The sequence below is a fragment of the Comamonas squillarum genome, from assembly GCF_025309455.1.
GTDB classification, from domain to species: domain Bacteria; phylum Pseudomonadota; class Gammaproteobacteria; order Burkholderiales; family Burkholderiaceae_C; genus Comamonas; species Comamonas squillarum.
The window spans coordinates 2,616,531-2,641,833 of record NZ_CP104377.1; the positions used below are offsets into that span (position 1 = coordinate 2,616,531).

The 25,303-nt window shown below is 63.3% G+C and carries 23 protein-coding genes; 10 read left to right on the forward strand and 13 right to left on the reverse strand.

Annotation, left to right across the window (positions count from 1 at the left end):
* Positions 1-75: 75 nt before the first annotated feature.
* Entirely contained in the window at positions 76-2,376 is a 2,301-nt protein-coding gene (locus N4T19_RS12135) for a penicillin-binding protein 1A (RefSeq protein ID WP_260720293.1), read from the forward strand.
* 74 nt (positions 2,377-2,450) lie between these two features.
* Here N4T19_RS12135 and cyaY read toward each other — a convergent pair whose 3' ends face one another.
* Positions 2,451-2,780 (reverse strand): iron donor protein CyaY, encoded by a 330-nt coding sequence (cyaY, locus tag N4T19_RS12140; protein ID WP_116926459.1) that lies wholly within the window; start codon positions 2,778-2,780, stop codon positions 2,451-2,453.
* Positions 2,781-2,852: 72 nt separating this feature from the next.
* On the opposite strand from cyaY, the gene lptM reads away from it, so the two are divergent.
* Both lptM and N4T19_RS12150 read left to right on the forward strand, forming a co-directional pair.
* Positions 2,853-3,011: an LPS translocon maturation chaperone LptM gene (gene lptM / locus N4T19_RS12145; protein WP_409935106.1), complete on the forward strand. Its 159-nt coding sequence runs from the start codon at positions 2,853-2,855 to the stop codon at positions 3,009-3,011.
* 121 nt (positions 3,012-3,132) lie between these two features.
* Positions 3,133-3,942, forward strand: coding sequence for an oxygen-binding di-iron domain-containing protein (locus tag N4T19_RS12150; protein ID WP_116926461.1), 810 nt, complete (start codon positions 3,133-3,135; stop codon positions 3,940-3,942).
* Between the two features lie 15 nt (positions 3,943-3,957).
* Here the strand turns inward: N4T19_RS12150 and ccsB are convergent, their stop codons facing one another.
* The 3 genes from ccsB to N4T19_RS12165 form a co-directional block, all read right to left on the reverse strand.
* Positions 3,958-5,331, reverse strand: a complete 1,374-nt coding sequence (ccsB, locus tag N4T19_RS12155; protein ID WP_116926462.1) for a c-type cytochrome biogenesis protein CcsB — start codon at positions 5,329-5,331, stop codon at positions 3,958-3,960.
* On the reverse strand, positions 5,328-7,463 hold the full coding sequence (locus tag N4T19_RS12160; protein WP_260718192.1) for a cytochrome c biogenesis protein ResB: 2,136 nt from the start codon (positions 7,461-7,463) through the stop codon (positions 5,328-5,330). The genes ccsB and N4T19_RS12160 overlap by 4 nt, the downstream gene beginning before the upstream one ends.
* Positions 7,464-7,683: 220 nt before the next feature.
* On the reverse strand, positions 7,684-8,316 hold the full coding sequence (locus N4T19_RS12165; RefSeq protein WP_116926463.1) for a c-type cytochrome: 633 nt from the start codon (positions 8,314-8,316) through the stop codon (positions 7,684-7,686).
* A gap of 83 nt (positions 8,317-8,399) precedes the next feature.
* Here N4T19_RS12165 and yihA point away from each other — a divergent pair, with 83 nt between their 5' ends.
* A complete protein-coding gene (gene yihA / locus N4T19_RS12170; RefSeq protein ID WP_260718193.1) occupies positions 8,400-9,134 on the forward strand; it encodes a ribosome biogenesis GTP-binding protein YihA/YsxC in 735 nt (244 codons plus the stop codon).
* 72 nt (positions 9,135-9,206) lie between these two features.
* Here yihA and N4T19_RS12175 read toward each other — a convergent pair whose 3' ends face one another.
* Entirely contained in the window at positions 9,207-10,076 is an 870-nt protein-coding gene (locus N4T19_RS12175) for a lysophospholipid acyltransferase family protein (RefSeq protein WP_116926465.1), read from the reverse strand.
* Positions 10,069-10,929: a lysophospholipid acyltransferase family protein gene (locus N4T19_RS12180; protein WP_182343534.1), complete on the reverse strand. Its 861-nt coding sequence runs from the start codon at positions 10,927-10,929 to the stop codon at positions 10,069-10,071. The genes N4T19_RS12175 and N4T19_RS12180 overlap by 8 nt, the downstream gene beginning before the upstream one ends.
* 132 nt (positions 10,930-11,061) lie before the next feature.
* Here N4T19_RS12180 and metK point away from each other — a divergent pair, with 132 nt between their 5' ends.
* Positions 11,062-12,246 (forward strand): methionine adenosyltransferase, encoded by a 1,185-nt coding sequence (gene metK, locus N4T19_RS12185; protein ID WP_021026133.1) that lies wholly within the window; start codon positions 11,062-11,064, stop codon positions 12,244-12,246.
* Between the two features lie 486 nt (positions 12,247-12,732).
* On the opposite strand, the gene N4T19_RS12190 is transcribed toward metK, so the two are convergent.
* A complete protein-coding gene (locus N4T19_RS12190; protein ID WP_232539435.1) occupies positions 12,733-13,413 on the reverse strand; it encodes an NUDIX hydrolase in 681 nt (226 codons plus the stop codon).
* A gap of 167 nt (positions 13,414-13,580) precedes the next feature.
* Between N4T19_RS12190 and N4T19_RS12195 the strand changes: the two genes are divergently transcribed.
* The 5 genes from N4T19_RS12195 to N4T19_RS12215 all read left to right on the forward strand — a co-directional run bounded on the left by N4T19_RS12195 (position 13,581) and on the right by N4T19_RS12215 (position 19,233).
* On the forward strand, positions 13,581-14,438 hold the full coding sequence (locus N4T19_RS12195) for a cysteine hydrolase family protein (RefSeq protein WP_182343537.1): 858 nt from the start codon (positions 13,581-13,583) through the stop codon (positions 14,436-14,438).
* A 69-nt stretch (positions 14,439-14,507) separates the two neighbouring features.
* Positions 14,508-15,695: a nicotinate phosphoribosyltransferase gene (gene pncB, locus N4T19_RS12200; RefSeq protein ID WP_021026135.1), complete on the forward strand. Its 1,188-nt coding sequence runs from the start codon at positions 14,508-14,510 to the stop codon at positions 15,693-15,695.
* Between the two features lie 9 nt (positions 15,696-15,704).
* Entirely contained in the window at positions 15,705-17,405 is a 1,701-nt protein-coding gene (locus tag N4T19_RS12205) for an NAD+ synthase (RefSeq protein WP_260718194.1), read from the forward strand.
* Positions 17,406-17,578: 173 nt separating this feature from the next.
* On the forward strand, positions 17,579-18,628 hold the full coding sequence (locus N4T19_RS12210; RefSeq protein WP_260718195.1) for a bifunctional nicotinamide-nucleotide adenylyltransferase/Nudix hydroxylase: 1,050 nt from the start codon (positions 17,579-17,581) through the stop codon (positions 18,626-18,628).
* A gap of 119 nt (positions 18,629-18,747) precedes the next feature.
* Positions 18,748-19,233, forward strand: coding sequence for a GNAT family N-acetyltransferase (locus tag N4T19_RS12215; protein WP_182343543.1), 486 nt, complete (start codon positions 18,748-18,750; stop codon positions 19,231-19,233).
* A gap of 97 nt (positions 19,234-19,330) precedes the next feature.
* On the opposite strand, the gene N4T19_RS12220 is transcribed toward N4T19_RS12215, so the two are convergent.
* The 6 genes from N4T19_RS12220 to N4T19_RS12245 all read right to left on the reverse strand — a co-directional run bounded on the left by N4T19_RS12220 (position 19,331) and on the right by N4T19_RS12245 (position 25,297).
* Complete coding sequence (locus tag N4T19_RS12220) at positions 19,331-20,233, reverse strand: carbohydrate kinase family protein (RefSeq protein ID WP_182343545.1); 903 nt, start codon at positions 20,231-20,233, stop codon at positions 19,331-19,333.
* A 27-nt stretch (positions 20,234-20,260) separates the two neighbouring features.
* Positions 20,261-21,757 carry a zinc-ribbon and DUF3426 domain-containing protein gene (locus N4T19_RS12225; RefSeq protein ID WP_232539436.1) on the reverse strand — a complete coding sequence of 499 codons (1,497 nt, stop codon included), beginning with the start codon at positions 21,755-21,757 and terminating at the stop codon, positions 20,261-20,263.
* 25 nt (positions 21,758-21,782) lie between these two features.
* The gene (prmA, locus tag N4T19_RS12230) at positions 21,783-22,703 is read right to left on the reverse strand and encodes a 50S ribosomal protein L11 methyltransferase (RefSeq protein ID WP_021026144.1); all 921 of its coding nucleotides are present in this window, start codon (positions 22,701-22,703) and stop codon (positions 21,783-21,785) included.
* Positions 22,704-22,778: 75 nt separating this feature from the next.
* Positions 22,779-24,134, reverse strand: a complete 1,356-nt coding sequence (accC, locus tag N4T19_RS12235) for an acetyl-CoA carboxylase biotin carboxylase subunit (RefSeq protein ID WP_021026145.1) — start codon at positions 24,132-24,134, stop codon at positions 22,779-22,781.
* A gap of 10 nt (positions 24,135-24,144) precedes the next feature.
* The gene (gene accB, locus N4T19_RS12240) at positions 24,145-24,597 is read right to left on the reverse strand and encodes an acetyl-CoA carboxylase biotin carboxyl carrier protein (protein ID WP_021026146.1); all 453 of its coding nucleotides are present in this window, start codon (positions 24,595-24,597) and stop codon (positions 24,145-24,147) included.
* Positions 24,598-24,715: 118 nt separating this feature from the next.
* Positions 24,716-25,297, reverse strand: coding sequence for a TlpA disulfide reductase family protein (locus tag N4T19_RS12245; RefSeq protein ID WP_116926475.1), 582 nt, complete (start codon positions 25,295-25,297; stop codon positions 24,716-24,718).
* Positions 25,298-25,303 lie beyond the last annotated feature (6 nt).

The following is a 25,303-nucleotide window of genomic DNA, read 5'->3' on the forward strand; positions in this document are numbered from 1 at the left end:
TCGCGCAGAACGCCTGACAAACCTCCCGCCAAGTCTCCCAAGCAACCCAAGCCATCGAGCTTCGCCACCAAGACCATGAAGTTCTTTGGCTGGCTGCTGGCCTTGCTGGTGGCCGGTGCCATCGCTGGCGCTGCGGTGGTTGCCGTTGGCCTGGCCATGGCCTACCCCAACCTGCCCGATGTCTCCGAGCTGGCCGACTACCGGCCCAAGCTGCCGATGCGCGTTTACTCCTCCGAAGGTGCGCTGCTGGGCGAATTCGGTGAAGAGCGCCGCAATTTGACCCCGATCAGCGAGATTCCCAAGGTCATGGTGGACGCCGTGCTGGCGATCGAAGACACGCGCTTTTTCGAGCACAGTGGTGTGGACTACAAGGGCATGGCGCGCGCGCTGCTCGCCAACCTGGGGCGCGAAAAGGCCCAGGGTGCGTCCACCATCACGATGCAGGTGGCCCGCAATGTCTATCTATCATCTGAAAAAACCTATACCCGCAAGATATATGAGATCCTGCTGACCTTGAAGCTCGAGCACACCCTCAGCAAGAACCAGATTCTGGAAATCTACATGAACCAGATCTACCTGGGCAACCGTGCCTACGGCTTCTCGGCCGCGTCCGAAACCTATTTCGGCAAACCGCTCAAGGATGTCACGGTGGCAGAAGCGGCCATGCTCGCCGGCCTGCCCAAGGCCCCCTCGGCCTACAACCCGATCAGCAACCCCAAGCGCGCCCGCATTCGCCAGCTCTACATCATTGACCGGATGGAAGAGAACCACTTCATCACGCCGGCCCAGGCCAGCCAGGCACGCGAGGAGTCGCTCAAGATCCGATCGAGCTATGCGGACAACCGCGTGCATGCCGAATATGTGGCCGAGATGGCGCGCCAGCTGATCTTTGCACAGTACGGCAGCGAGGCCTACACACGCGGTCTCAACGTCTACACCACCTTGATCGCCAGCGACCAAGAAAAGGCCTACGAGGCGCTGCGCAAGGGCATCATGGACTATGAGAAGCGCCAGCACTACCGCGGCCCGGAGAAGTTCATCACGCTGCCAGCCGCCGGCCAGGAGCGGGACGAGGCCATTGACGAGGTGCTGGCCCAGCACCCGGACAACGGCAATATCCTGTCTGCCGTTGTGCTTGAGGCTGCGCCGCGCAAGGTCGTGGTCATCCGCGCCGATGGTGATCCGATCGAGATCACCGGGGACGGCCTCAAGCCCGTGCAATCGGGCCTGAGCGACAAGGCGCCGCCCAACACCAAGCTGCGCCCAGGCGCCGTGGTGCGCATCATGGAAACTGCCAAGAAGACCTTTGAGCTGACCCAACTGCCCGAGGTGGAAGGCGCCTTTGTCTCACTCGACCCGCGCAGTGGCGCCATCAAGGCGCTGGTCGGTGGCTTTGATTTCGACAAGAACAAGTTCAACCACGTGACCCAGGCCTGGCGCCAGCCGGGCTCCAGCTTCAAGCCCTTCATCTATTCGGCAGCGCTGGAAAAAGGCTTCTCGCCCACCACGGTGATCAATGATGCGCCGCTGAGCTTCCCGGGATCGGCCGGCCAGCAGCCCTGGGAGCCCAAGAACTCCGACGGCCGTTTCGATGGCCCGATGACCATGCGCCAGGCGCTGGCACGCTCCAAGAACCTGGTGACCATCCGTGTGATGCAATCGGTAGGCCCCAAGAAGGCGCAGGAATGGGTGACCAAGTTCGGCTTTGATGCCGACAAGCAGCCCCCTTACCTACCGATGGCCTTGGGCGCGGGCTCCGTCACCCCGATGCAGATGGTGGCGGCCTATTCGGTGTTTGCGAATGGCGGGCACCGGGTCAATCCCTACCTGATTGCCAAGATCACCGACCACCGCGGCAATGTGCTGTCTGAGTTTGCACCACCGGCCACTGAGGACCTGCCGCGCGCCATCGACGCCCGCAACGCCTTTGTGATGGACTCGCTGCTGCAGGATGTCGCCCGTTACGGCACCGCTGCCAAAGCCCAGGCCCAGCTCAAGCGCCCGGACATCTATGGCAAGACCGGCACCACCAATGACTCGGTGGACGCCTGGTTTGCTGGCTTCCAGCCGACCAATGCAGCGGTGGTCTGGATGGGCTATGACAACCCACGCAGCTTGGGAGCGCGCGAATATGGTGGGGGCTTGAGCCTGCCCATCTGGATCAACTACATGCAGCACGCGCTCAAGGATGTGCCCGTGGCCAAGATGACGCCACCCAGCGGCCTGCTCAATGTGGGCGGAGACTGGCTCTACGAAGAATATGCGCGCAGCGCCCCCAACCTGGGACTGGACTCCCCCGCCTCGACCGCCGGCACCATGGTGCCGCCGCCCAACTCGGAAGAGCGCAACAAGATTCTGGACCTCTTCCGCAACTGACGCAGCGCCAGCGCCCAGACAAAAGGCCAGCCCGCATTGCGCGGACTGGCCTTTTTATATAGGGTGATGCGCCTTCAGGCTTTGAAGACCAGGGGCAGACCCGACTGCACACCGGCATCCCGCGTCAGATCGGCAAAGAAATCATGGCCGGTCTTGGTGTCGCGCCACACGCTGCCATCGAACTTGTAATGGTAGCCCCCAGACTTGGCCGCCAGCCATACCTCGTGCAGCGGCGGCTGCAGGTTGATGATGATCTGGCTGCGGTTGGCAAAAATCAGGGTCAGCAGGCCGCCCACGCGCTGGGCGTCGATATCGGCATCGGTCTCATCGTTGATGCGGTCGCAGGTCTGCTCAACCGCCAGCAAGAGTTTTTCGGCCGCATCCAGGTATTCGAGTTCGTTCATTACAATGCTTCAATGTGGAGTATTTACCAAATTGTATGCAGGACCATTGTCCTTGCCACCGGTGCGGCACTATTGGCCGCTTGCGGCCAACGCGGGCCGCTGTACCTGCCCACCGAGCCGGCAGCGGCCAACCGGGCCACCTTGCCGCAAACGCTGGACCCCAGCGCACCGGACCGGCCTGAGCCCCAGCTGCAGCCATCCCCGGTGATGCAGCCCGCTGCCAAGCCCTGATCCAGCGCTGGCCGTTGCCCTCTTCGGCCCACCCAGCCTGCCTCCTTGATCCACCTCAAGGTCCAACCCACTACACCCCGTTACAGTCACGCCCGTTGCAATAGATAACTGGGCGGAAGAGATGGCGTTGGAACCTGTGGAACTGTACCGTGACGAGCAGCATGCTTGTCTGATGTTCACCGATCTGGTGGAAGAGGATGCGCAGGCCGTGCAGGCCAACCAGTTCCTGATTGTCGACCATGGTACCGGCGCCATCATCGACCCGGGCGGCAACCTCGCTTTCAATGAGCTCTACATGGGCATGGTGCGCTATTTCTCGCCGCACAAGCTGTCCTACCTGATCGCATCCCATGCCGACCCGGACATCATCGCCTCACTGGACCGTTGGCTCACCTCCACCCGCGCATCGCTGGTGATCTCCCGCGTCTGGGAGCGCTTTGTGCCGCATTTCACCAAGGTCGGCAAGACCGAAAACCGCGTCATCCCCGTGCAAGACCCCGGAGGCATTCTGCCGCTGGGCCAAAGCCAGCTGCACATCCTGCCTGCGCATTTTCTGCATGCCGAAGGCAACTTCCATTTCTACGACCCGATCAGCCGCATCCTGTTCACTGGCGACCTGGGCGTCTCGATGACCGATGGCTACATCGCCCGCACCCCGGTGACCGATCTGGCACCGCACATTCCGCGCATGGAAGGCTTTCACCGGCGCTACATGGTGTCCAACAAGGTGCTGCGCCTGTGGGTGGCCATGGCGCGCCAGCTGGATATTTCATTGATCGTGCCCCAGCACGGCGCGCCCATCATGGGCCCGGCCATTGCCCAGTTCTTTGACTGGCTCGACCACCTGATGTGCGGCGTCGATCTGATGGACAACCAGAACTACACCTTGCCCACGCAGCCCATCGCTCCGCTGCCGCAGCGCCCTCAGTGATCCGTGTGGGGCAGCTTACAGCGTGCCGTAGCTGTGCAAGCCCGAAAGGAACATGTTCACGCCCAGGAACGCGAAGGTGGTCACCACCAGCCCCACCAGTGCCCACCAGGCCGAGATGGCACCGCGCAGGCCCTTGACCAGGCGCATGTGCAGCCAGGCGGCATAGTTGAGCCAGACGATCAGCGCCCAGGTCTCCTTGGGGTCCCAGCTCCAGTAGCCGCCCCAGGCCTCGGCCGCCCAGAGCGCGCCCAGCACGGTGGCAATGGTGAAGAACGCAAAGCCCACGGCGATGGCCTTGTACATCAGGTCATCCATGATCTGCAGGCGCGGCGTGCCCCGGTTGATCCAGCTGCGCAGCACGATCATCAGCCCGAAGAACAGCTCCAGCGGCAAGGCCATGCGCAAGGTCTTGTCGAGCGACGGGTAGAGGCTCTCATCGCCCCAGATGCGGAAAGCCACCAGCGGCAGCACCAGCACCAGCATCGGCACAAGCACCAGGCCGATCCACAGCGCGCGCTGCGTGGCGGCCTTGAGCAGGTAGGCCAGCGCCACCATGGCCGCCAGCGCAAAGGTGCCGTAGCCGACAAAATTGGCCGGCACATGCAGCTTCATCCACCAGCTTTGCAGCGCAGGCACCAGCGGTTGGATCTCATGGGCCTGGCGCGCGACGGTGTACCACAGCAAAAAGCCCACCGAGGCGCTGACCACCAGCATCACAAAGCCGCCCAACGCCCGGGTCTGGTAGTGCGCTTCAAAGTAGAGGTAGAAAAGCGCCGTCATCCAGGCGAACAGCACAAACACTTCATACAGGTTGCTGACGGGGATATGGCCAATGTCCGGCCCCATCAGGTAGCTCTCATACCAGCGCGCCATCGTGCCCACCAGGGCCATCACAATGGCCAGCCAGGTCAGGCGGCTGCCGACGGCCGTCAGCGCCGATCCCTCGCCCTTGGAGAGCAGACCGATCCAGTAGAACACCGTGCTCATGAAGAACAGCACGCTCATCCACAGGATGGCCGACTGGCTGGAGAGGAAGTACTTGAGGCCAAACACCGTCTCCGAGCGGGCAATCTGGCCTGCGCCATCGACCCGGTAAAGGCCAATGGCCAGCAGCGACAGCGCGGCTACCGCCACCATCAACAGCTGCAGTGGCCGCCAGAACCAGCCCAGCCAGATAAAAAACGGCACCGAGGCGATCAGAATGCCTTTTTCATAGCCATCCATATGGTGGCCATACAAAAACAGGGCAAAACCGCCGCCAACGGCCAGTGCCAATGCAAACAGCCAGTCCCAGACCGAGCGGCTGCTGAAATAGCCGGGGTTGAGTTGCACCGTTTGGACCACGGTGCCCGCCTGGGCAGGCGGCAGGTTGGTGGAAGCAGTATTCATCGTTGTTCTCCGCTGGGGCTGGTACCCAGAAGCTTTTGACTCAGGCCCTCAAAATCACGGTCCACATCCAGGGTGCGGCGGTTGGTGGACAAGGCCATGCGCGCATCGGCACTGCCATCGGCGCGCGGCGCCAGCCAGACCCACAGGCGCCGGTCACGCACATAGAGCATCGCAAACACCCCCAGAATCAGGAACAGGCAGCCCAGGTACACGACCAGCTTGCCAGGGGCCTTGGCCACCTGGAAGACGCTGGCCTGCACCTGGTCAAACTGGGTCAGCTCAAACACCAGGGGCTCGGGGTACAGCAGCGCATCGCTGAGCGACAGCACCGACTGGGTCATGAAGCGCTGCGTCTGCTCATTGGGCTCCAGAGGTGCCAGGCCCTCGTCGGCCCGCGCCACCTGCATCAGCTCAAACAGCACACCATTCAGAATGCGCACCAGCACTTCACCCGCCTTGGCGCGTTCACCTTCGGGCACATTCTGCTCCATGAAGGCCGAAATCGCCTGCAAACCGGTGACGCTGCTCGCGCCCGTCTGGCCATCGCCGGCAAAAATCACCAGCGCCTTGAGGGCCGAGGCATAGAGTTGCTCGCGCAGCGCCGGGCGGCTTGCCTCCACGGCGCCTGCCACATACTGCTGTACGGCCCGCTCGCGCATCGCTGGCGTCTGCAGCGCTGCCTTCAAACGCAAAAAGCCCCGGTAGCTGGATTGGTCGTCCGCCGGAATGCGCAGGTAGCGGAACTGGTCGGCCAGGGTCTCGCGCACGCCCCAGAGGTAGACGGGCTGGCCATCACCCATGTCGACGGGCAGCATGTAGTTGTTGAACTCGCGCGCCTGGCCCGAGGCGTCGCGCAGCTTATAGCTGACGCTGGGGCCTACGTTGCGCAGATCGCGCGGCGTGGTCACCTTGTTGCCGGCGCCCAGGTGGTTGTCCAGGCTGGATCTCAAATCCACCTTGCGCACATCGGTGCCGCCTGGCGCCCCATCGCCCGGGTTGGCGCCCATGTTCTCCACATTGATGGTGCGCAGGCCGGTGAATTCCATCTCCAGCGGCGGCTGGCCTTCGCCCAGCTTGATCTTCGTGGAGGCACCCACTTCGCCCTGCACCTCAAAGCTCTTCATGCCCGGCACCAGCGGCACGGCGCGCAGCTGCAGGCGCGATCCGCCGTCTTCAAAGCTCGATTGGTAGATCTCGATGCCCTGGTAGCTCGCGGGATGGTTCACCTCGATGCGCTTTTCCACCGCAGCGCCGGTTTTCTTGTCATGCAACACCACCTCGCTGGCAAACAGCCGGGGCATGCCGGTGGAGTAGTACTCGACGATGAATTTCTTCAGCTCCACCGAAAACGGCAAGTCCTGCAGCAGGATGCCGTCTGACTGGTTGAGGATGGCCGTGCCCGACTGCGCGCCCTCGGCCACGATCAGGTTGCCACGGAAGGTCGGGTTGCTGGCGGATAACCGGTGCTGCTCGGGCACATCGGAAATCATGCCGCCGCCGCTGAAGGTGGTCTTGCCGCCCAGCAGCATTTGCGCGCGCACAATCAGATCGCCATCGAGCAGCCCGCCCAGGCAGATCAGCACAATGGCGCTGTGCGCTGCCAGATAGCCGATTTTGTGGGCGGCACCGGCCTTGGCCGCCACCATCCAGCCATCGCTGCGCTCTTGCAAGCGCACCTTCCAGCCGCTGCCGGCCAGCTGCGCGCCCACCCGCTGCGCGGCCTGGGCCGGGGTTTCTGCCAAATGGGCACTGGCCTGGTGGTGGAAGGCCTGCAGGCTTTGCACGCGCAAGTTCTCTTTGTACTGGCGCAAATCGGCCAGGTACTTGGGCGCATGCTTGGCAATGCACAGGCTGGTGCTGGTCACCAAAAACGCCAGGATCAGCAGGAACCACCAGGCGCTGTAGACCGCATTGAGCTTGAGTGACAGAAACAGCTGCGCCCAGAAAGGGCCAAACTGGTTGACGTAGTTGACGGCCGGCTCATGCTGGCGCAGTACCGTGCCGATGACCGAGGCAATGCAGATGATGGACAGCAGCGCAATGGCAAAGCGCATCGACGACAGCATCTCATAGACGGCACGGGTGCCCAACTGAGGCTGCAGCTGCGTTGGCGGGGGAGAAGATTCAGACATGGTACGACGCTATCGGTGAAAAGCAGGAGCAGGACCGCTGCTGCGCTGCCAGTCCGCACCCCATGGAGTCGCCACCAGAGTACAAGTTCGCAGAACGCCAAGTTTAGTCTGCAACCCTAGGGATAGCCCGGGGGCCCGCGAAATGCCCAGCAACACGCTCCATGTATTGGCGCGGGGGCATTGCCCGTAACGGTGGAGCGCAAACGCCCCAGCCACCCGCCTAGCGCAGGCCCGCAATATAGTCCGACACCGCCTTGATTTCCTTGTCGTTCATCTTGGCGGTGACGCCGGTCATCTGCAGGCTGTTGCCACGCTTGCCATCGCGGAAATCATGCAAGGTCTTGCTGACGTAGTCAGCGTTCTGGCCAGACAGGCGCGGGTACTGGGCCGGAATGCCCGCACCATTGGGGCTGTGGCAGCCCGCGCAGGCGGCAATCTGGCGGTCGGGCAGGCCGCCGCGGTAGATGCGCTCGCCCAGCGCGACGGCGTCCTTGTCCTTGGCAAAACCCAGCTTGCCCGGTTTGCTGGCCAGCCAGGCCGAGATATTGAGCATGTCCGCATCCGACAGGCCGGCAACCATGCCCTGCATCACCGGGTCCTTGCGCTTGCCGGATTTGAACTCCTGCAGCTGCTTGAGCAGGTACTCAGGATGCTGCTGCGAGAGTTTGGGGTTGATGGCGATGGAGGCATTGCCATCGGCATTGTGGCAGGCGACGCAGACGGCGGTGTAGCTCGCCTCCCCCTTGGCCAGGTCCGGCTTGGGCGACCGGTTGGGCGTCTCGGACGCCGAATACACAGAAACGGAAGAAAAAGCCAGTACAGCCGTTGTCAGCAAAGGGGCGATCAACTTCATATCGTGGGTCTTTGTCTGGTTTATGGGTATAAGGCCAAAGCGGCCAGATTCTACAATGATGCCTTAGATAGACTCGAACGCACATGACGACAACACCTAGTACCCCCCAAGCCGTTGCAGACACGCCAAGCCCAGGCATTGATGGCAAGGCGGCTTTGGGCTGGATGCACACCGCCCGCTTTTTCACCACCGCTGCGCAGTTGCACCAATTGCCTGTCGTCGATGTGCCCGAGTTCGCCTTTGTGGGCCGCTCCAATGCGGGCAAGTCCACATCGATCAATACGCTCACCCAGCAGAACCAGCTGGCCTTTGCCTCGAAAAAGCCCGGCCGCACCCAGCACATCAACCTGTTTTCGCTGGGCAAGAAGGGCGTGACCGATGCCGTGCTGGCCGACCTGCCCGGTTACGGCTATGCCGCCGTCTCGCGTGAAGACAAGAAGCGCTGGCAGCAAGTCATGGTGAACTACCTCGTCAGCCGCCCCAGCCTGACAGGTATTGTGCTGCTCTGCGACCCGCGCCTGGGCCTGACCGAGCTGGACGAAGCCCTGCTCGACATCATCCGCCCCCGCGTGGAGCAAGGTCTCAAGTTCTTGATTTTGCTCACCAAGGCCGACAAGTTGACCCGCGTCGAGCAGGCCAAGATCCTGTCCATCACCAAACTCAATGCCGGCGGCGGAGAGGTGATGCTGTTCAGCGCGTTAAAGAAGCAGAATGTGGACAAGGTCGCTCAGCTGCTGTGGCAGTGGTCGCACCCGGAAGGACTGGTCAGCCCGGAGGCCGCGCCTGCAGTGCCAGACGCCCCTGCAGACGAGCAATAAACTGCACGAACGCCAGCCAAGGCGCTTAACAACAAAGGCCCGAAAGGGCGTTTGTTGTTTATGCTTAGTTATTTATGAATAGAGCGAAGGCTCGCCTTCGGGCCGGGTCTTGAAGCGCTTGTGCACCCAGTAGTACTGGGGCACCATGGTGCGGATTCGGGCTTCCAACTCACGATTCTGGCGCGTGGTATCAGCCACTACATCGTCAGTGGGAAAATCCTGCCAGGCCGGAGAGATGGTGACTTCGTAACCCTCCGGCGTCAGCCGCGTATACATGCCGATCACCTTGGCCTTGCCCAGCCGCGCAAAGCGCGACAGCGACGGAATGGTCGCTGCCACCTGGCCAAAATATGGCACAAACAGCGAGTCGCTCGGGCCAAAGTCCATGTCCGGCAACAGGTACAACAGCCCATGGTCCTTGCGCAGGCTGGCAATGATGGGCTTGATGCCGTCGTCGCGGTTGAGCATGCGCACATCGCCAAAGCGCTGGCGGCCCTTGCGGATCCAGGCATCGACATCGGCATTGGGCTGGGTCGAAAAGATCGACGTGAAGGGCCGGCTGCAGTAGATGGTGAGCGCCGTGCCCCCGGCATCCATGCTGTAGAAATGCGGCGCAAAGATGATGGTCGGCGTATCGCCTTCCAGCTCTTCGAGCGCCCCCGTCATGCGGGTGCGTTTCTCCAGCGTTTTTTGTGGTGCAAACCACAGCCAGCTGCGGTCCAGCCAGGTTTGGCAGAACACCACAAAACTCTGCTTGGCCCATGCCCGACGCTGCTCAGCGCTGGCTTCGGGAAAGCACAGCTCCAGATTGCGCAGCGCAATGCGGCGGCGCGATGGCACCAGATAGAACAGCACCCGACCCATCAACCAGCCCAGACCGCGCAAGACCGACAAAGGCAGGTGCGACATCAGCCACATCCACCCGATAAACAACTTACCCATGCTTTTGACCTTCCGAGGGAGCGGCAGCGAGGCTGCGCGGCTGCTTGTAGCGCGCATAGCCCCAGAGGTACTGCTCGGGACTGTCGCGGATCAAGCGCTCCATTTCCTGGTTGATCTGCAGCACGGCGGCCTCGGCCTCCTGGGCCAGCGGGGTCTGCAGGCCGCGCACATACAGATCAAAGCCCCGGCCCAGGGGCCGGCGCACACAGCGCGCCAATATAACAGCCGCGCCGGTCTGCTGGGCCAACTTGGCGGCCAAGGTCATCGAGTAGGCGGGCTTGCCAAAAAACGGCACCCACATGCCCTGGCCGTCGGGTGGCACCTGGTCGGGCAGCAGCCCCACGCTATGGCCTTGGCGCAGGGCCTTGATCATCTGCCGCACCCCCGCCATCGTCGTTGGTGCCGAGGCCAGACCGGGGCGCGCGCGCGCCGTCTCCATCAGCTTGGCCAGCCAGGCCTGGCGAGCCGGGCGGTACAGCACCGTGATGGGGCCGTGCACCACACCCCAGCGCCGCGCCATGTACTGGGCTGACAGCTCAAAGCAGCCCATGTGCGGGGTCAAAAACACAATGCCCCGGCCATCGGCCAACGCCTGCTCGATGACATCAGCCCCATGGATATCGCAGGGCAGCGGCGCGCCAAACCACAGGCGTGGCACCTCAGCTACCATGCGGCCGGCATGGGCTACGGCCTTTTTCACATCGGCAAAGCGGTAACCCGCCTGTTGGGCATTGGCCAGAAAGCGCCGGCGGTAGGTGGGCGAGGCCACGAAAGTGAGCCAGCCCAGGCCAGCGCCCAGGCCATGCAATAGCCACAACGGCAGCGCAGCAAATAGTCGAAACAAGAAAGGCATTAGAATGTGTCGGTCGCTGAGTTAAAGAGCAACTTGCAGGGCGACGTTAAAAACAAACTGCTAAAGCGTTCGCCAGGCTCCTTCAAGGCTCGGGCAACGCAATTGCCCAAGCTTTGAAGGAGTTTTTTGTTTATGGCAAACAGCGATTTTCTGTTTACCTCGGAATCAGTGTCCGAAGGCCATCCCGATAAAGTAGCCGACCAGATCTCTGATGCGATTTTGGACGCTATTTTCACCCAAGATCCACACAGCCGCGTGGCGGCAGAGACACTGACCAACACCGGCTTGGTGGTATTGGCAGGCGAGATCACCACCGGCGCCAACGTGGACTACATCCAGGTGGCCCGCGACACCATCAAGCGCATCGGCTACGACAACACCGACTACGGCATCGACTACAAGGGCTGCGCGGTGCTGGTGGCCTATGACAAGCAAAGCCAGGACATCGCCCAGGGCGTGGACAAGGCCAGCGATGACGAGCTGAACACCGGCGCTGGCGACCAGGGCCTGATGTTTGGCTATGCATGCGACGAAACGCCCGAGCTGATGCCCGCGCCGATCTACTACGCCCACCGCCTGGTCGAGCGCCAGGCCCAGCTGCGCAAGGATGGCCGCCTGCCTTTCCTGCGCCCTGACGCCAAGAGCCAGGTCACCATGCGCTATGTGGACGGCAAGCCCCACAGCATCGACACCGTAGTGCTGTCCACCCAGCACAGCCCCGACCAGTCGGAAACCGCCACCAAGATGAAGGCCAGCTTCACCGAAGCCATCATCGAAGAGATCATCAAGCCCGTGCTGCCGTCGGAATGGCTGCAGGACACCAAGTACCTGATCAACCCCACGGGCCGCTTCGTCGTCGGTGGCCCGCAGGGCGACTGTGGCCTGACCGGTCGCAAGATCATTGTGGACACCTACGGCGGTGCCTGCCCCCACGGCGGCGGTGCGTTCTCCGGCAAGGATCCAACCAAGGTGGACCGCTCTGCCGCCTACGCTGCCCGCTACGTCGCCAAGAACGTGGTCGCTGCCGGTCTGGCGCGCCAGTGCCAGGTGCAGGTGGCCTATGCGATCGGCGTGGCCCGCCCGATGAACATCACCGTCTACACCGAAGGCACCGGCGTGATCCCCGATGCCGACATCGCCAAGCTGGTGGCCGCGCACTTTGACCTGCGCCCCAAGGGCATCATCCAAATGCTGGATCTGCTGCGCCCGATCTACAGCAAGACGGCGGCGTATGGCCACTTTGGCCGTGAGGAGCCGGAGTTTACTTGGGAAAGAACCGACAAGGCAGCAGTGCTGCGCGCTGCTGCGGGCCTGTAAGGCCCCGAGCACAGCGAGTTTGTCGGTTCTTCGGCAAAGGCTCACATCGCTTGCGATGTGAAGGGCCGCCAGGCCCGGCCGAAGCCAAAGACCGCTGACAGCCAGCAGTGCTGCGCGCTGCTGCGGGCCTGTAAGGCCCCGAGCGCAGCGAGTTCGTCGGTTCTTCGGCGCAGGCTCACATCGCTCGCGATGTGAAGGGCCGCCAGGCCCGGCCGAAGCCAAAGACCGCTGACAGCCAGCAGTGCTGCGCGCTGCTGCGGGCCTGTAAGGCCCCGAGCGCAGCGAGTTTGTCGGTTCTTCGGCGCAGGCTCACATCGCTTGCGATGTGAAGGGCCGCCAGACCCGGCCGAAGCCAAAAAACCGACAAGGCTGCGCTGCTTCGTGCTGCTGCCGGTCTGAAGTAATTCAGGTCAGTCTTCGCAAGAAATCCGCTCGGAGTGATCCAGCGGATTTTTTCATGGGTGCTCGTCAGTCCAGCCAACGCATTCACAGCCCCCGCGCACTCAGCGCCAGCTGCAGCCTGAACTCCGGCCGCACCCGGTGCAGTTGCGCCGGCCGATGCGCGCCTCCGGCCTGCATTTGGCCCGGCACGGGCTCGAGCATGCCCAGCTCGTCCATCTTGCGGCGAAAGCTCACCTTGTTCAGCGGCTCGCCCAGAATGCTTTCATAGACCTGCTGCAGCTGCGGCAGGGTAAAGCTCTCGCCAAAGAAATGCACCGGCAGCGAGGAGTACTGGCTCTTGCTGCGCACCCGCGCCAGCGCTGCCTGCAGGATCTGCCCATGGTCAAACGGCAGCTGGCCGGTGGCAGCGACCGGCACCATCTTCAGCCCCTGCCTTGGCGTGGGGAGCTTTTGCTGCGGGATCAGCGCGCAATAGCTGATGGCGACCGACCAGCCGCGTGGGTCACGCGCCGGCCCGCTAAAAGTGGCCAGCTGCTCCAGGTACGCGTCTTCAATCCCCGCCTTGCTGCGCAGTACGCGGGCGGCACTGGCATGGGCGTCGGCGTCTTCTTGCGCATGGATGTAGCCGCCCGGCAAAGCCCATACCCCGGCAAACGGCGCGCGCTCGCGCTGCACCAGCACGACGCTCAGCACCCCGTCCACCAAGGTCAGCACCACCACGTCCACCGTGGTCAGCACCTGGATGGAGGCGGTTTCACTTTGCATCATTTCTGTACCAAGTCCTTTTCATGAAGGGCAGTATGCCGCTGCAGCTACCCAGAATCAATAAAAACATAGGCTTCATGCAAAAGATTTCCTGCAAGCCCTCTTCATTAGTTAGTTGCAAAAATATTTTAACAAGCGTAGACTGCCTCACATCGAAGGAGAAAGACATGCGCCAACGCACACAGCTGCTCATCATCGACCCGCAAAATGACTTTTGCGACCTGCCGCCAGCCTGGCTCCCCAGCAACGCGGCAAGCCCCGCGCCTTATGCCCCCAGCCTGCCGGTGGCGGGCGCCCATGCGGACATGCGACGCCTGGCGCAGTGGCTGCTGCAGCATGCCTCGCAGCTCGATGGAATCACCGTCACGCTCGACTCCCACCAGGCCTACGACATTGCCCACCCCGCCTTCTGGCAGCAAGGCGATGGCAGCCCGGTGCAGCCTTTTACCGCCATCACCGCTGCGCAGCTGCGCGAAGGCAGTTTCAGGCCTCGCAACCCGGACGAGCTGGCCCGTACCCTCGCCTACCTCAATGCGCTGGAAGCCCAGGGCCGCTACACCTTGATGGTCTGGCCGCTGCACTGCGAAATCGGCAGCATTGGCCATGGCGTGCATGCCGACATCCTGACCGCCTGCCGCCAATGGCAAAGCCAGCGCCAGCGCGCGGTGCGCCATGTGTTCAAGGGCATGAATCCGTTGACCGAGCACTACAGCGCCATCTGCGCCGAGGTACCCGATGCGCAAGACCCGGAAACCCAGTTGAACACCGCCTTGCTGCAGCAGCTGGCGCAGGCCGATACTTTGGTGATCGCCGGGGAAGCGGGCAGCCACTGCGTGCGCGCCACCACCGAGCACATCGTGCAGCATATGGCGCCGCTGTGGGGCGCGGAGGATTTCTCGCGCATTGTCCTGCTGACCGACTGCATGAGCCCTGTGGCCGGCTTTGAAGCGGCACAAGACACCTTTTTGCAGCAGATGCGCGCCCTCGGTGTACGCTGCTGCACCAGCACGGCTTTCAGCTTATAAGCCGTTTGGCCATTGGTGCTTGAGGGACAAGCGCTGATGGATCGTATTTTTGACAGAGAAAGACGCGGTATGCAGCCCATTATCACCAGCCTGCTCGACACCGATTTGTACAAATTCACGATGTGGCAGGCCATGCTCCATCGCCACCCGCAAACCCAGTCCACCTACCGCTTTGTCTGCCGCTCGCAGACCGAGTTTCCGCTGGTAGATCTGCTGGCCGAAGTGCGCGCCGAGATCGACGCGCTGTGCGCGCTGAAATTCAAGAAGGACGAGCTCGACTACCTGGCCAGCCTGCGCTTCATGAAAAGCGATTTCATCGACTTTCTGCGCATCTTCCAGTTCCAGCGTGATTTCATCGAGGTCGAGCCCGATGGTGACGGCCTGCATATCGTTGCCCATGGCCCCCAGGTGCATGTGATGGGCTTTGAGATCTTTGTGCTGTCCATCGTCAACGAGCTGTACTTCCGCCGCTTTGAGCAGGCCAGCGCGCTGGCCGAGGGGCGAAAGCGCCTGGGGGCAAAAATAGTGCGTCTGCAGGAGCTGGCACAAGAGGCCAAGCACCGCCACCCCTTTGAGCTGTTTGATTTTGGCGTGCGCCGGCGCTTTTCCGCCCCCTGGCAGCGCGAGGTGGTTCAGGCCTTTGCCACGCAGACCGCGCAGTGGTTCAAGGGCACCTCCAACGTGCTGCTGGCGCGCGACCTGAACCTGGTGCCCATTGGTACCATGGCCCATGAGTACCTGCAAAGCTACCAGGCCCACGGCGTGCGCCTGCGTGATTTTCAGATCGCCGCGCTGGAAGACTGGGTGCAGGAATACCGGGGCGACCTGGGCATTGCGCTGACCGACACCGTCGGCATGGACGCCTTCCTCGCCGATTTCGACATGTACTTTGCCAAGCTGTTCGACGGCTTGCGCCATGACTCGGGCGACCCCTACGAATGGGGCGAAAAGGCACTGGCCCACTATGCCAAGCTGCGTATCAATGCGCATGCCAAGCGCCTGGTGTTCTCCGATGGCCTGACCCTGGACAGCGCGCTGGCGCTCTACCAGCACTTTGCCGATCGTATCCAGTGCGGCTTTGGCATTGGCACCCAGCTGGCCAACGACATGGGCCTCAAGCAGCTCAACATCGTGATGAAGCTCACCCACGCCAATGGCCAGCCAGTGGCCAAGCTCAGCGACAGCCCAGGCAAGACCCTGTGCGACGACGAGACCTACCTGGCCTACCTCAAGCAAGTCTTTCATGTGACGCAGTAAGGAGCCGCAATGCTCAAGATCACCCTGGCCCAGCTCAACCCCACCGTGGGCGACATGGATGGCAACATCGACCAGATGCTGGCCGCCGCCCGCCAGGCGCAGGCCGACGGCGCGCAGCTGGTTGTCTTTGCCGAGTTGTCGCTGACCGCCTACTACCCGGGCGACCTGCTTGACGAGCCCGATTTTCTGGCCCGCGTCGATGCCGGTATTGCGCGGCTGTTGCAAGAGAGCCAGCAACTGCCCGATCTGCACTGGGTGCTGGGCGCCCCCACCCGCGCCGCCGGGCCCGGCAAGCACCTGCACAACAGCCTGCTGGTGCTGCACAACGGCGCCATCCGCCTGCAGTACGACAAGCAGCTGCTGCCCACCTACAACATCTTTGATGAGCGCCGCCACTTTGAGCCCGGCCGCGACGTAGCCAAGGTGCTGCGCATCGGCCAGATGCAGGTCGGCTTTCTGATCTGCGAGGACGGCTGGAACGACAGCGGCGCCGACTACGCCACCAACCCCTTCGAGCGCATGGCCGATGCCGCCCCCGATGTGGTCGTCAGCATCAATGCCAGCCCCAGCCACCTGGGCAAGCGTGAAGAGCGCCACCAGATCTTCAGCCATGCCGCGCGCCGCCATGGCCTGCCGATCCTGTATGTCAACCAGATCGGGGGCCAGGACCAGATCGTGTTCGACGGCGCATCGTTTGCGGTGCAGCCCGAGCGCGGCATCGTCTGGGAAGCACCGCGCTTTGTGCAAACCGTCTGCACCCTGGGCTTTGACAACGGCGACTTCTGCCTGCCCGATGGCACACGGCCCGCCCCCCCTCCGGCTGAAGGCCTGCCGACGATGGAGTTCTACCGCCAGCAGACCATTCTGGGCCTGCGCGACTATGCGCGCCGCTGCGGCTTTCGCCAGGTGGTGGTCGGCAGCTCCGGCGGCATCGATTCGGCGCTGACCCTGGCGCTGGCGGCCGAGGCGCTCGGCCCCGAGAACGTGGTCGGCATCACCATGCCCTCGCGCTACTCCTCCAGCGGCTCGGTGGATGACTCGGTGGCGCTGGGCCGTAACCTGGGCATTGCGCTGCACACCCACCCGATTGCCGACCTGGTGCAGGGCTATGCCCAGCAGTTCGAGGCCAGCTTTGGCGCGCCCTTGCAAGGCCTGCCGCTGGAGAATGTCCAGGCCCGCATTCGCGGCTCCATTCTGATGGAGTACAGCAATGCTTTTGGCCACCTGCTGCTGACCACGGGCAACAAGTCCGAGATCTCGGTGGGCTACTGCACCTTGTATGGCGACACCAACGGCGGCCTGGGCCTGATCGGCGACCTGTACAAGACGGAGGTGTTCGCGCTCGCGCGCCATATCAACGCCAGCGCCGGGCGCGAGCTGATCCCCCAGGCCATCATTGACAAGCCGCCGTCGGCCGAACTGGCCCCCGACCAGAAGGACGAGGACAGCCTGCCGCCCTATGCCGTGCTCGACGAGATCCTCAAGATCCTCATCGAAGGCCAGCGCCTGTCGAGCCTGGAGTATGACGCCGCGCGCCTCTTTGTTGATCGCTTTGTGCAGACCGAGGCCGGGCGCCAGACCCTCGCCAAGGTGCAGCGCATGGTCCACCGCAGCGAGTACAAGCGCCGCCAGGCACCGCCCATCCTGCGCCTGCGCCCACGCGCTTTTGGCACCGGCCGGCAAATGCCGATTGCGGCCTACTACCCTTAACACCCCTCTGTCAAACGCCCTGCCGTGGCCTGGTCGCGGGCCCGGGCGATCCGCGCCCTTTCCTTTGGACGAGGGTCTTGCAGAGGATCGATAAAGACAAAGGGCGGCGAGTCGGCACATCCACAGCGCATAATCCCAAGCCAGCACCCCAGCAGGCACCAAGACACCGAGACATGACCGCAGCTACCGAGCACTATGACCTGGCCGTACTGATTGGCCGCTTCCAGCCGCCGCATCTGGGCCATCTGGCCCTCTTGCAGCAGGCGCTTGCCCGCGCCAGCAAGGTGGTGGTGGTATTGGGATCCGCACTGCAGGCCCGCAGCCCCAAGAACCCCTTCACCTGGCAAGAGCGCGCGCAGATGTTTGCTGCAGCGCTCAGCCCCGCCGATGCGGCGCGCCTGGTGTTTGTGCCCATCCGCGATTACTACGACGAGCCGCGCTGGGTGACCGCCGTGCGCGAGGCCGTCACCAGCCACAGCACGCCGGGCGCCCGCATTGGCCTGGTGGGCCATTTCAAGGACGAGAGCAGCAGCTACCTGGCCCACTTCCCCGGCTGGGAGCTGGTGAGCCTGCCGCGCCAGAACAGCATCGACGCCACCCCCATCCGCGACGCCTACTTTGGCACGCAAGGCGATGGCTCTGCAGCAAGCCTCGCCGCCTTGGCCGATATGCTTCCAGCCAGCTCGCTGCAGTTTCTGCAGCAGTTCCGCACCAGCGCAGAATACGCCGCGCTGCACACCGAATGGCAGATGCTGCGCCGCTACCATGCCTCCTGGGCGGCAGCGCCCTACCCGCCCATCTTTGTCACCGTCGATGCGCTGCTGCGCTGCGGCAACGAGGTGCTGCTGATCCGCCGTGGCCATGCACCGGGCAAGGGCTTGCTGGCCCTGCCCGGCGGCTTTGTCGAGCCGCGCGACAGCCTGTGGCAATCCTGCCTGCGTGAGCTGCAGGAAGAGACGCATTGCGCGCTGGACGAAGCGCAACTGCAGGCCAGCCTGCAATCGGTGACCGTGTTCGACCACCCCGACCGCAGCCAGCGTGGCCGCACCATCACCCATGTGCACTATTTCGACCTGCAGCGCAGCCCCAAGCCTGCGGTGCGTGCCGACGATGATGCAGCCGAGGCCTTTTGGCTCAGCATCGATGCGATACGCGCCCGCGAGGCCGAGTTTTTTGAGGACCATTTCCAGATTCTGCAAAAACTGGTGGCAGCCTCACATTGATGGGCAACGTCAACGCAACGCTGGTGCAGCCTTCCTCCCCCAACAGCCAACCATGTAGGCCGCCCACAGTGCGGCCTGCATACACAGACTCACCAGGCTAACCCCCTGGCCATTGATCCATGACGACAGCGCTCCACATCCGCCCCGCCACCATCGACGACACCGACACCATCCTGCGCTTTGTGCGCGATCTGGCCGTCTATGAAAATGCCGAGCACGAGGTGCTCGCGACCCCCGCCCATGTGCACAAGACCATGTTCAGCGAGGGTGCCACGGCGCATGGCCTTATCTGCGAGCAGGAGGGCCAGGCCATTGGCTTTGCCGTGTATTTTTTCAACTACTCCACCTGGCAGGGGCGCAATGGCCTCTACCTGGAAGACCTGTACGTCGACCCCAGCCACCGTGGCAGCGGCGCGGGCAAGGCCTTGCTGCGCCATCTGGCGCGCATTGCCGTGGACAAGGACTGCGGGCGCTTCGAGTGGAGCGTGCTGGACTGGAACACGCCATCGATCCAGTTCTATGACAGCCTGGGCGCCAAGCCGCAGAGCGAATGGATTCGCTACCGGATGACCGGCGAGGCGCTGGAGGCCTTTGCCAAAGGGTGATGCATCACAGCGGCTAGCGCCGTGCACCATTCAGACCCCGCCAGGATGAGATGAAGCCAAGGCCCGCCCGGAGGCCCGGAGAGGCCGAGCCACCGCCTCAGACCGCTGCGGGGTCAAAATCCAGCTGGTAGTTTTGCGGGCCGCGTGCTGCGATCTTCAAGGCGCCCATGCGGTTGCCCAGTTCCACACAGGTGCGCAGCGGGCGGCCCTGCTCCAGGCCCCAGAGCAGACCACCGCGCCAGGCATCGCCGCAGCCGGTCGGGTCGACCACGGCCGTGGCCTGGATGCCAGGCACATGCATGCGCTCGCCGTTTTCCCACAGATCGCAGCCTTCGGCACCCAAGGTCACCATCAGGCCCTGCACCTGGGTAGAGATCTCGGCAAACGACAGGCCGGTGCGCTCGCTCAGCATCTTGCCTTCGTAGTCGTTCACCGTCACCCACGTGGCCAGGCTGATGAAATGGCGCAGGTCATTGCCATCGAACATCGGCAGGCCCTGGCCAGGGTCAAACACAAAGGGAATGCCAGCGGCATGCAGCTGCTCGGCGTGCTGCAGCATGGCGTCACGCCCATCGGGCGCGACGATGCCAATGGCCGCGCCGCAGTCCTTGGTGATGGTGTTTTCATGGGCCTGCATCATCGCACCGGGGTGGAAGGCGGTGATCTGGTTGTTGTCCATGTCGGTGGTGATCATGCACTGGGCGGTGTAGTGGTCGTCGAGCTTTTTGATAAAGCGCGTATCGATACCCAGCTGCTTGAAATGCGCGACATAGCCGTCGCCATCATGGCCCACCACGGCCATTGGCAGCGCCTGGCCGCCCAGCAGGTGCAGCGCATAGGCAATATTGCCGGCGCAGCCGCCAAAATCGCGGCGCAAGGTCGGCACGAGAAAGGACACGTTCAGGATATGGATCTGATCGGGCATGATCTGGTCGGCAAAGCGGCCCGAAAATGTCATGATGTTGTCAAATGCGAGCGAGCCGCAGATCAGCGAAGCCATGAAGCTATTCTTTCTGTTATCAAAAATTCAAGGGTAGAACGCCAGCACGCGGTAGCCCACGACATCACCTGCCGCCTCTGCCACCTGGATGACCATCTCTGCCGTCCACTCGCCATGCGCGTCCAGCGCGGCAGGCGCCTGCAGCTCCTGCGGAGTCAGCACACGGCGCAGCACCAGTTTTTCTGCCGCGTCATTGAGGCTCAGCTCCAGCGCAGGGACCGCCACCGGATTGTCGGCACCATTGCGCAAGACCACGCGCAGCCGGAACTGGCGCGGCCCCACGGCGTTGAAGCTGGTGCTGTCGATAGACACGGCCTGCAGTTGCCTAGGCGGCGCAATCTCGCAGCCCGCGAGGCGGCAAGCGGCTTGCAATGCCGGGCGCCATTGGGGTTGGGCCAGGGCCAGGCGGTCACGCTGGGTCAGCGCGATCTGCAGCAGCAAGGCCGCCAACAGCAGCAGGCTGAGCAACAGCGACAGCACGACGACCCAGGGCTTGCGCCAGAAGGCCTTGCGCTTGGCGGCGCGCACAAAACCTGGCTCGGCCACGGCATCCATGCCGGCAGAAGCGGCTGCATCGGCCGCCGCAACGGCCTCATCCATCTGCGCCACATAGTTGGTCGGTGCAGCCAGCGAGGGCTCCCGCTTGCCGGCATCCAGGGTTCTGCCAGCCATCTCGGGCGCCAGCAGCAGCCCATCCTCTTGCCGCGCCGCCGGGCCGGGGGCGGACAGATCATGGGCGCTGCTCTGCCTCAAATACGGCGGAGGTGAAGCCGGCTCCTGGACCTGCAGCTCTTTTGCAGCAGGGGCAGCGGCAGCTGCCACCACATCCTCCACGACCAGCGGTGCGGCCTCATCCAGCAGCGCGGGCTGCGCTGGCTCTGGCGGCACAGGCGCTGGTACGGGCTTTTGGCGCTCGGCAATGGCCTCCAGCAGACGGCCCTCGCGGGCTTGCAGTTCCGCCAGGTCGTCAGTGGCCGAAAAGTCCACCCGGCTGCTGCGCAGCGATTCCGGGCGCTGGTCCGCCATCGGCTGCCATTCGCTCTCCAGACCGCTGCGGTCCTGGCCTGCGGGTGGCGCGACAGGGGTCTGCGCCTGGGCCTCTTCCTCATAGGCCTGCATCCAGGACGAATCCACATAGCCCGAATCCCCGCTCGCATTGGCGCGGCGCGGAAACACCAGCACCGACAGCTCGGGCACCTGGGCGTTGGGGTTCACCTGCAGCGAGTTCTCCGTCCGCAGCACTGCAGCCCCCGCCTGCGCCGGCTCTGGGCTGGGCGTAGGGACAGCAGGCGAGGCCACCTGCGATGGAGCCACCACCGGGGCCTGCGTGGCGACAGCGGGATGCTCAGCCGGCGCCTGCGTGCCTGCGGGCGCTGCCGCCGGTGCACTGGCCGCCAGGTGTGTCAGCGCATCAAACACCGCCTTGCACTTGCCACAGCGCACCCAGCCATCGGAGATGCGCAATTGGTCATCCACCACCTTGAAGCGGGTCTGGCACTGGGGGCAACGCGTTATCTGGCTCATCGCAGTGGATTGTAGGGTCAGAAGTTCAGCGGCCTGTCCCCGTGGCGGAATCTGCTGCGCGCCGTGCTGTCATCAGCACCCAGCCGTCTTCGGTATCGGCCACGTCCAGCTGCAGATAAGGGGCGTAAGCGGCTTTCAGCTCATCGGTCTGGCGCTCCAGGATACCGGCCAGCACCAGGTGGCCACCCTGGGCCACATGGGCGCAGAGCAAGGGGGCCAGCACCTTCAGCGGCGTAGCCAGGATATTGGCCAGCACCGTCTGGTACTCGCCTTGCGCTGCATCAGGCAAGCCGGCGCGCAGCTGCACATGGTTGGCCTGGGCGTTGTATTCGGTCGATTCCACGGCAGCGGTGTCAATGTCCACCGCATCAATGTCCACCGCACCAAACTTGGCGGCGCCAATGGCCAAAATGCCGGAGCCGCAGCCGTAGTCCAGCACACGGCCCAGATCCTGGCCTTGCGCGCCGCGCTGCGCAATCCAGCGCAGACACATGCGGGTGGTGGGGTGGGTGCCGGTGCCAAAGGCCAGGCCCGGGTCCAGGCGGATGCTGCGGGTCGCGGCCGCTGGCAGCTCATGCCAGGTGGGCACAATCCAGAATTCCGGCGTGATATCCACCGGGGCGAACTGCGATTGGGTCAGGCGCACCCAGTCCTGCTCGGCCACCTCACGGATGCCCAGCAGGCTGCAGCCGGCAAAGAAATCCTGCAGCTGCAGCAAGCTCTGCGCCTCTTCGGCCGCAGCGCGCTGCGGGAACAGCGCCACGATGCGGCTGCGCTGCCAGCCATCCTTGGGCGGCGGCATGCCGGGCTCGCCAAACAGTGCCTGCTCGGCATCGGTCTGGGCATCGGCATCTTCGACCGAGACGCTGAGCGCATCCAGCGCATCCAGCGCTTCGCTCACGCTCTCGACCCGGTCTTCCGGGCACATCAGGCACAGTTCGTACATGACAGGGTTTCCTTAATGCAAAAAGCTGGCATTCCCTTGGAAATGCCAGCATCTATCACGATGAAAGGGGGCGCATCAACGCTTGCGCGCAGCCAGCCACTCTTCCAGATAGTGGATATTGGTGCCGCCGGCATTGAACTTGGCATCGACCATCAGCTCCGAATGCAGCGGGATATTGGTCGAAATCCCTTCGACCGCCGTCTCCAGCAGCGCAGTGCGCATGCGGGCGATGGCCTGCTCACGGGTGTCGCCATAGACGATCAGCTTGCCGATCATCGAGTCGTAGTTCGGTGGCACAAAGTAGTTGGCGTACACATGCGAATCGACGCGCACACCCGGACCGCCAGGCATGTGCCAGGTGGTGACCCGGCCAGGCGATGGCGTGAACTTGTAGGCATCTTCGGCGTTGATCCGGCATTCGATCGCATGACCGCGCATCTGCGCGTTGATCTGGCGCTGCGTGAACGGCAGTTTCTCGCCAGCGGCCACCATGATCTGGGTGCCGACGATATCCACGCCAGTGATCCATTCGGTCACCGGGTGCTCGACCTGCACACGGGTGTTCATCTCGATGAAGTAGAACTCGCCGTTTTCGTACAGAAACTCGAAGGTACCCGCACCGCGGTAGCCGATCTTCTTGCAGGCGGCCACGCAGCGGTCACCGATCTTCTCAATCAGGCGGCGTGGAATGCCAGGGGCTGGCGCCTCTTCAATCACCTTCTGGTGGCGGCGCTGCATGGAGCAATCGCGCTCGCCCAGGTAGACGGCGTTCTTGAACTTGTCGGCCATCACCTGGATTTCGATGTGGCGCGGGTTCTGCAGGTACTTTTCCATGTACACCGCAGGATTGCCGAACGCAGCACCAGCTTCGGCCTTGGTCATCTGCACGGCATTGACCAGCGCTGCCTCGGTATGCACCACGCGCATGCCACGGCCACCGCCGCCGCCTGCGGCCTTGATGATCACCGGGTAGCCGATCGCCTTGGCAATGCGGCGGATCAGCGCGGGGTCATCGGGCAATTCGCCATCAGAGCCAGGCACGCAAGGCACACCAGCCTTGATCATCGCCTGCTTGGCCGAGACCTTGTCACCCATGATGCGGATGGACTCGGGCGTCGGGCCAATGAACTGGAAGCCGCTCTTTTCCACACGCTCGGCAAAGTCGGCGTTCTCGGACAGAAAGCCGTAGCCAGGGTGGATGGCCTCGGCGTCGGTCACTTCGGCCGCCGAGATGATGGCCGGCATGTTCAGATAGCTTTGGGCCGACGGCGCCGGGCCAATGCAGACGGCCTCATCGGCCAGCTTCACATACTTGGCGTCGCGGTCCGCCTCGGAATAGACCATCACGGCCTTGATGCCCAGCTCGCGGCAAGCGCGCTGCACACGCAGTGCGATCTCTCCGCGGTTGGCAACCAGAATTTTCTTGAACATGGGCGAGGCCTTATTCAATGATGAACAACGGCTGACCAAATTCCACGGCCTGGCCGTTTTCGCCCAGGATCTGCTTGATCGTGCCGGACTTGTCGGCTTCGATCTCATTGAGGATCTTCATCGCTTCAATGATGCACACGGTATCGCCTTCCTTGACCTGGCTGCCGACCTCAACAAAGGCCTTGGCGCCGGGAGCGGACGAGCGGTAGAACGTGCCCACCATCGGTGACTTGACCGTATGGCCTTGCGCCGCAGCGGGAGCAGCTTCTGCCGGCGCAGCGGCAGCAGCGGGGGCTGCTGCAGGGGCCGCAGCGGGCAACACGGGCGCCGCCATCACTTGCTGCACCACAGCGCCGCCGCCCTTCACAATGCGAACCTTGCCTTCTGCTTCGGTGATTTCCAACTCCGAGACATTCGATTCGGACACGAGATCGATCAGGGTTTTCAGCTTGCGTAAATCCATGGGAGCTCCAACGGCTAAAAAATCAAACAGGGCGCAAATTTACTCCAATTTCGCCCTATTTGACTCAATATCTTTGATTTTTGATCAACGGCACTACTGCCGTCCCGGCTTGCACACCTTATAGACTTGCCCAATTTTGCAAGTCAGATGCAAGAAGTTGCCCCATTTTACGATGTTGAACGTCACCTTGCCTACCAAATACCACTGTGAACGGTAGGCCGCCTGCGGAATTCCCCAGGTCGCGCGTCAGCTGCGTGCCACCCATGCCGGCAATCCCCACAGGGAAGGCCAGCGGCGTGCGCTGCAAAAAACGCTGCACCGCCGCATCCTGGTCCACCGCCAAACCCACCACCTGCCAGCCCTTGGCGCGCTGCGCTTCGTAGAACTGGTTGAGCATCGGCAGCTCTTCAACACAAGGCGGGCACCAGGTGGCCCAAAAATTCAGCAGCAAAGGCTTGCCCTGGAAGGCCTGCATGCGCACTTCGGTCTGCCCGCCAGGCGCAGCAAAGGCCTGGCTCCACAGCCCGTCCATCGCCGGGCCATTGGGCTCGGCCAAGCGGTGGCGCCACCAAGCCCAGCCCGCTCCGGCAGCCAAAGCGGCAGCCGCCACGCCACCGGTCAGCAGGCGCCGGCGGCTGGCGGCGGCCTGCGGTGGCAAGGTTTGCGCTGCATCAACAGGTGCGCGTTCAGGTGTCGGCATGGGGCA

Bases quoted from the DNA above. Each gene is read 5' to 3' on its own strand.
- N4T19_RS12150 (WP_116926461.1), top strand. From the start codon at position 3,133: ATGGCGTTGGAACCTGTGGAACTGTACCGTGACGAGCAGCATGCTTGT.
- N4T19_RS12160 (WP_260718192.1), bottom strand. From the start codon at position 7,463: ATGTCTGAATCTTCTCCCCCGCCAACGCAGCTGCAGCCTCAGTTGGGC.
- accB (WP_021026146.1), bottom strand. From the start codon at position 24,597: ATGGATTTACGCAAGCTGAAAACCCTGATCGATCTCGTGTCCGAATCG.
- N4T19_RS12190 (WP_232539435.1), bottom strand. From the start codon at position 13,413: ATGCAAAGTGAAACCGCCTCCATCCAGGTGCTGACCACGGTGGACGTG.
- N4T19_RS12225 (WP_232539436.1), bottom strand. From the start codon at position 21,757: ATGAGCCAGATAACGCGTTGCCCCCAGTGCCAGACCCGCTTCAAGGTG.
- N4T19_RS12215 (WP_182343543.1), top strand. From the start codon at position 18,748: ATGACGACAGCGCTCCACATCCGCCCCGCCACCATCGACGACACCGAC.
- N4T19_RS12180 (WP_182343534.1), bottom strand. From the start codon at position 10,929: ATGCCTTTCTTGTTTCGACTATTTGCTGCGCTGCCGTTGTGGCTATTG.
- N4T19_RS12165 (WP_116926463.1), bottom strand. From the start codon at position 8,316: ATGAAGTTGATCGCCCCTTTGCTGACAACGGCTGTACTGGCTTTTTCT.
- accC (WP_021026145.1), bottom strand. From the start codon at position 24,134: ATGTTCAAGAAAATTCTGGTTGCCAACCGCGGAGAGATCGCACTGCGT.
- N4T19_RS12245 (WP_116926475.1), bottom strand. From the start codon at position 25,297: ATGCCGACACCTGAACGCGCACCTGTTGATGCAGCGCAAACCTTGCCA.
- prmA (WP_021026144.1), bottom strand. From the start codon at position 22,703: ATGTACGAACTGTGCCTGATGTGCCCGGAAGACCGGGTCGAGAGCGTG.
- pncB (WP_021026135.1), top strand. From the start codon at position 14,508: ATGCAGCCCATTATCACCAGCCTGCTCGACACCGATTTGTACAAATTC.
- yihA (WP_260718193.1), top strand. From the start codon at position 8,400: ATGACGACAACACCTAGTACCCCCCAAGCCGTTGCAGACACGCCAAGC.
- N4T19_RS12195 (WP_182343537.1), top strand. From the start codon at position 13,581: ATGCGCCAACGCACACAGCTGCTCATCATCGACCCGCAAAATGACTTT.
- N4T19_RS12175 (WP_116926465.1), bottom strand. From the start codon at position 10,076: ATGGGTAAGTTGTTTATCGGGTGGATGTGGCTGATGTCGCACCTGCCT.
- ccsB (WP_116926462.1), bottom strand. From the start codon at position 5,331: ATGAATACTGCTTCCACCAACCTGCCGCCTGCCCAGGCGGGCACCGTG.
- N4T19_RS12220 (WP_182343545.1), bottom strand. From the start codon at position 20,233: ATGGCTTCGCTGATCTGCGGCTCGCTCGCATTTGACAACATCATGACA.
- N4T19_RS12205 (WP_260718194.1), top strand. From the start codon at position 15,705: ATGCTCAAGATCACCCTGGCCCAGCTCAACCCCACCGTGGGCGACATG.
- cyaY (WP_116926459.1), bottom strand. From the start codon at position 2,780: ATGAACGAACTCGAATACCTGGATGCGGCCGAAAAACTCTTGCTGGCG.
- N4T19_RS12135 (WP_260720293.1), top strand. From the start codon at position 76: ATGAAGTTCTTTGGCTGGCTGCTGGCCTTGCTGGTGGCCGGTGCCATC.
- N4T19_RS12210 (WP_260718195.1), top strand. From the start codon at position 17,579: ATGACCGCAGCTACCGAGCACTATGACCTGGCCGTACTGATTGGCCGC.
- metK (WP_021026133.1), top strand. From the start codon at position 11,062: ATGGCAAACAGCGATTTTCTGTTTACCTCGGAATCAGTGTCCGAAGGC.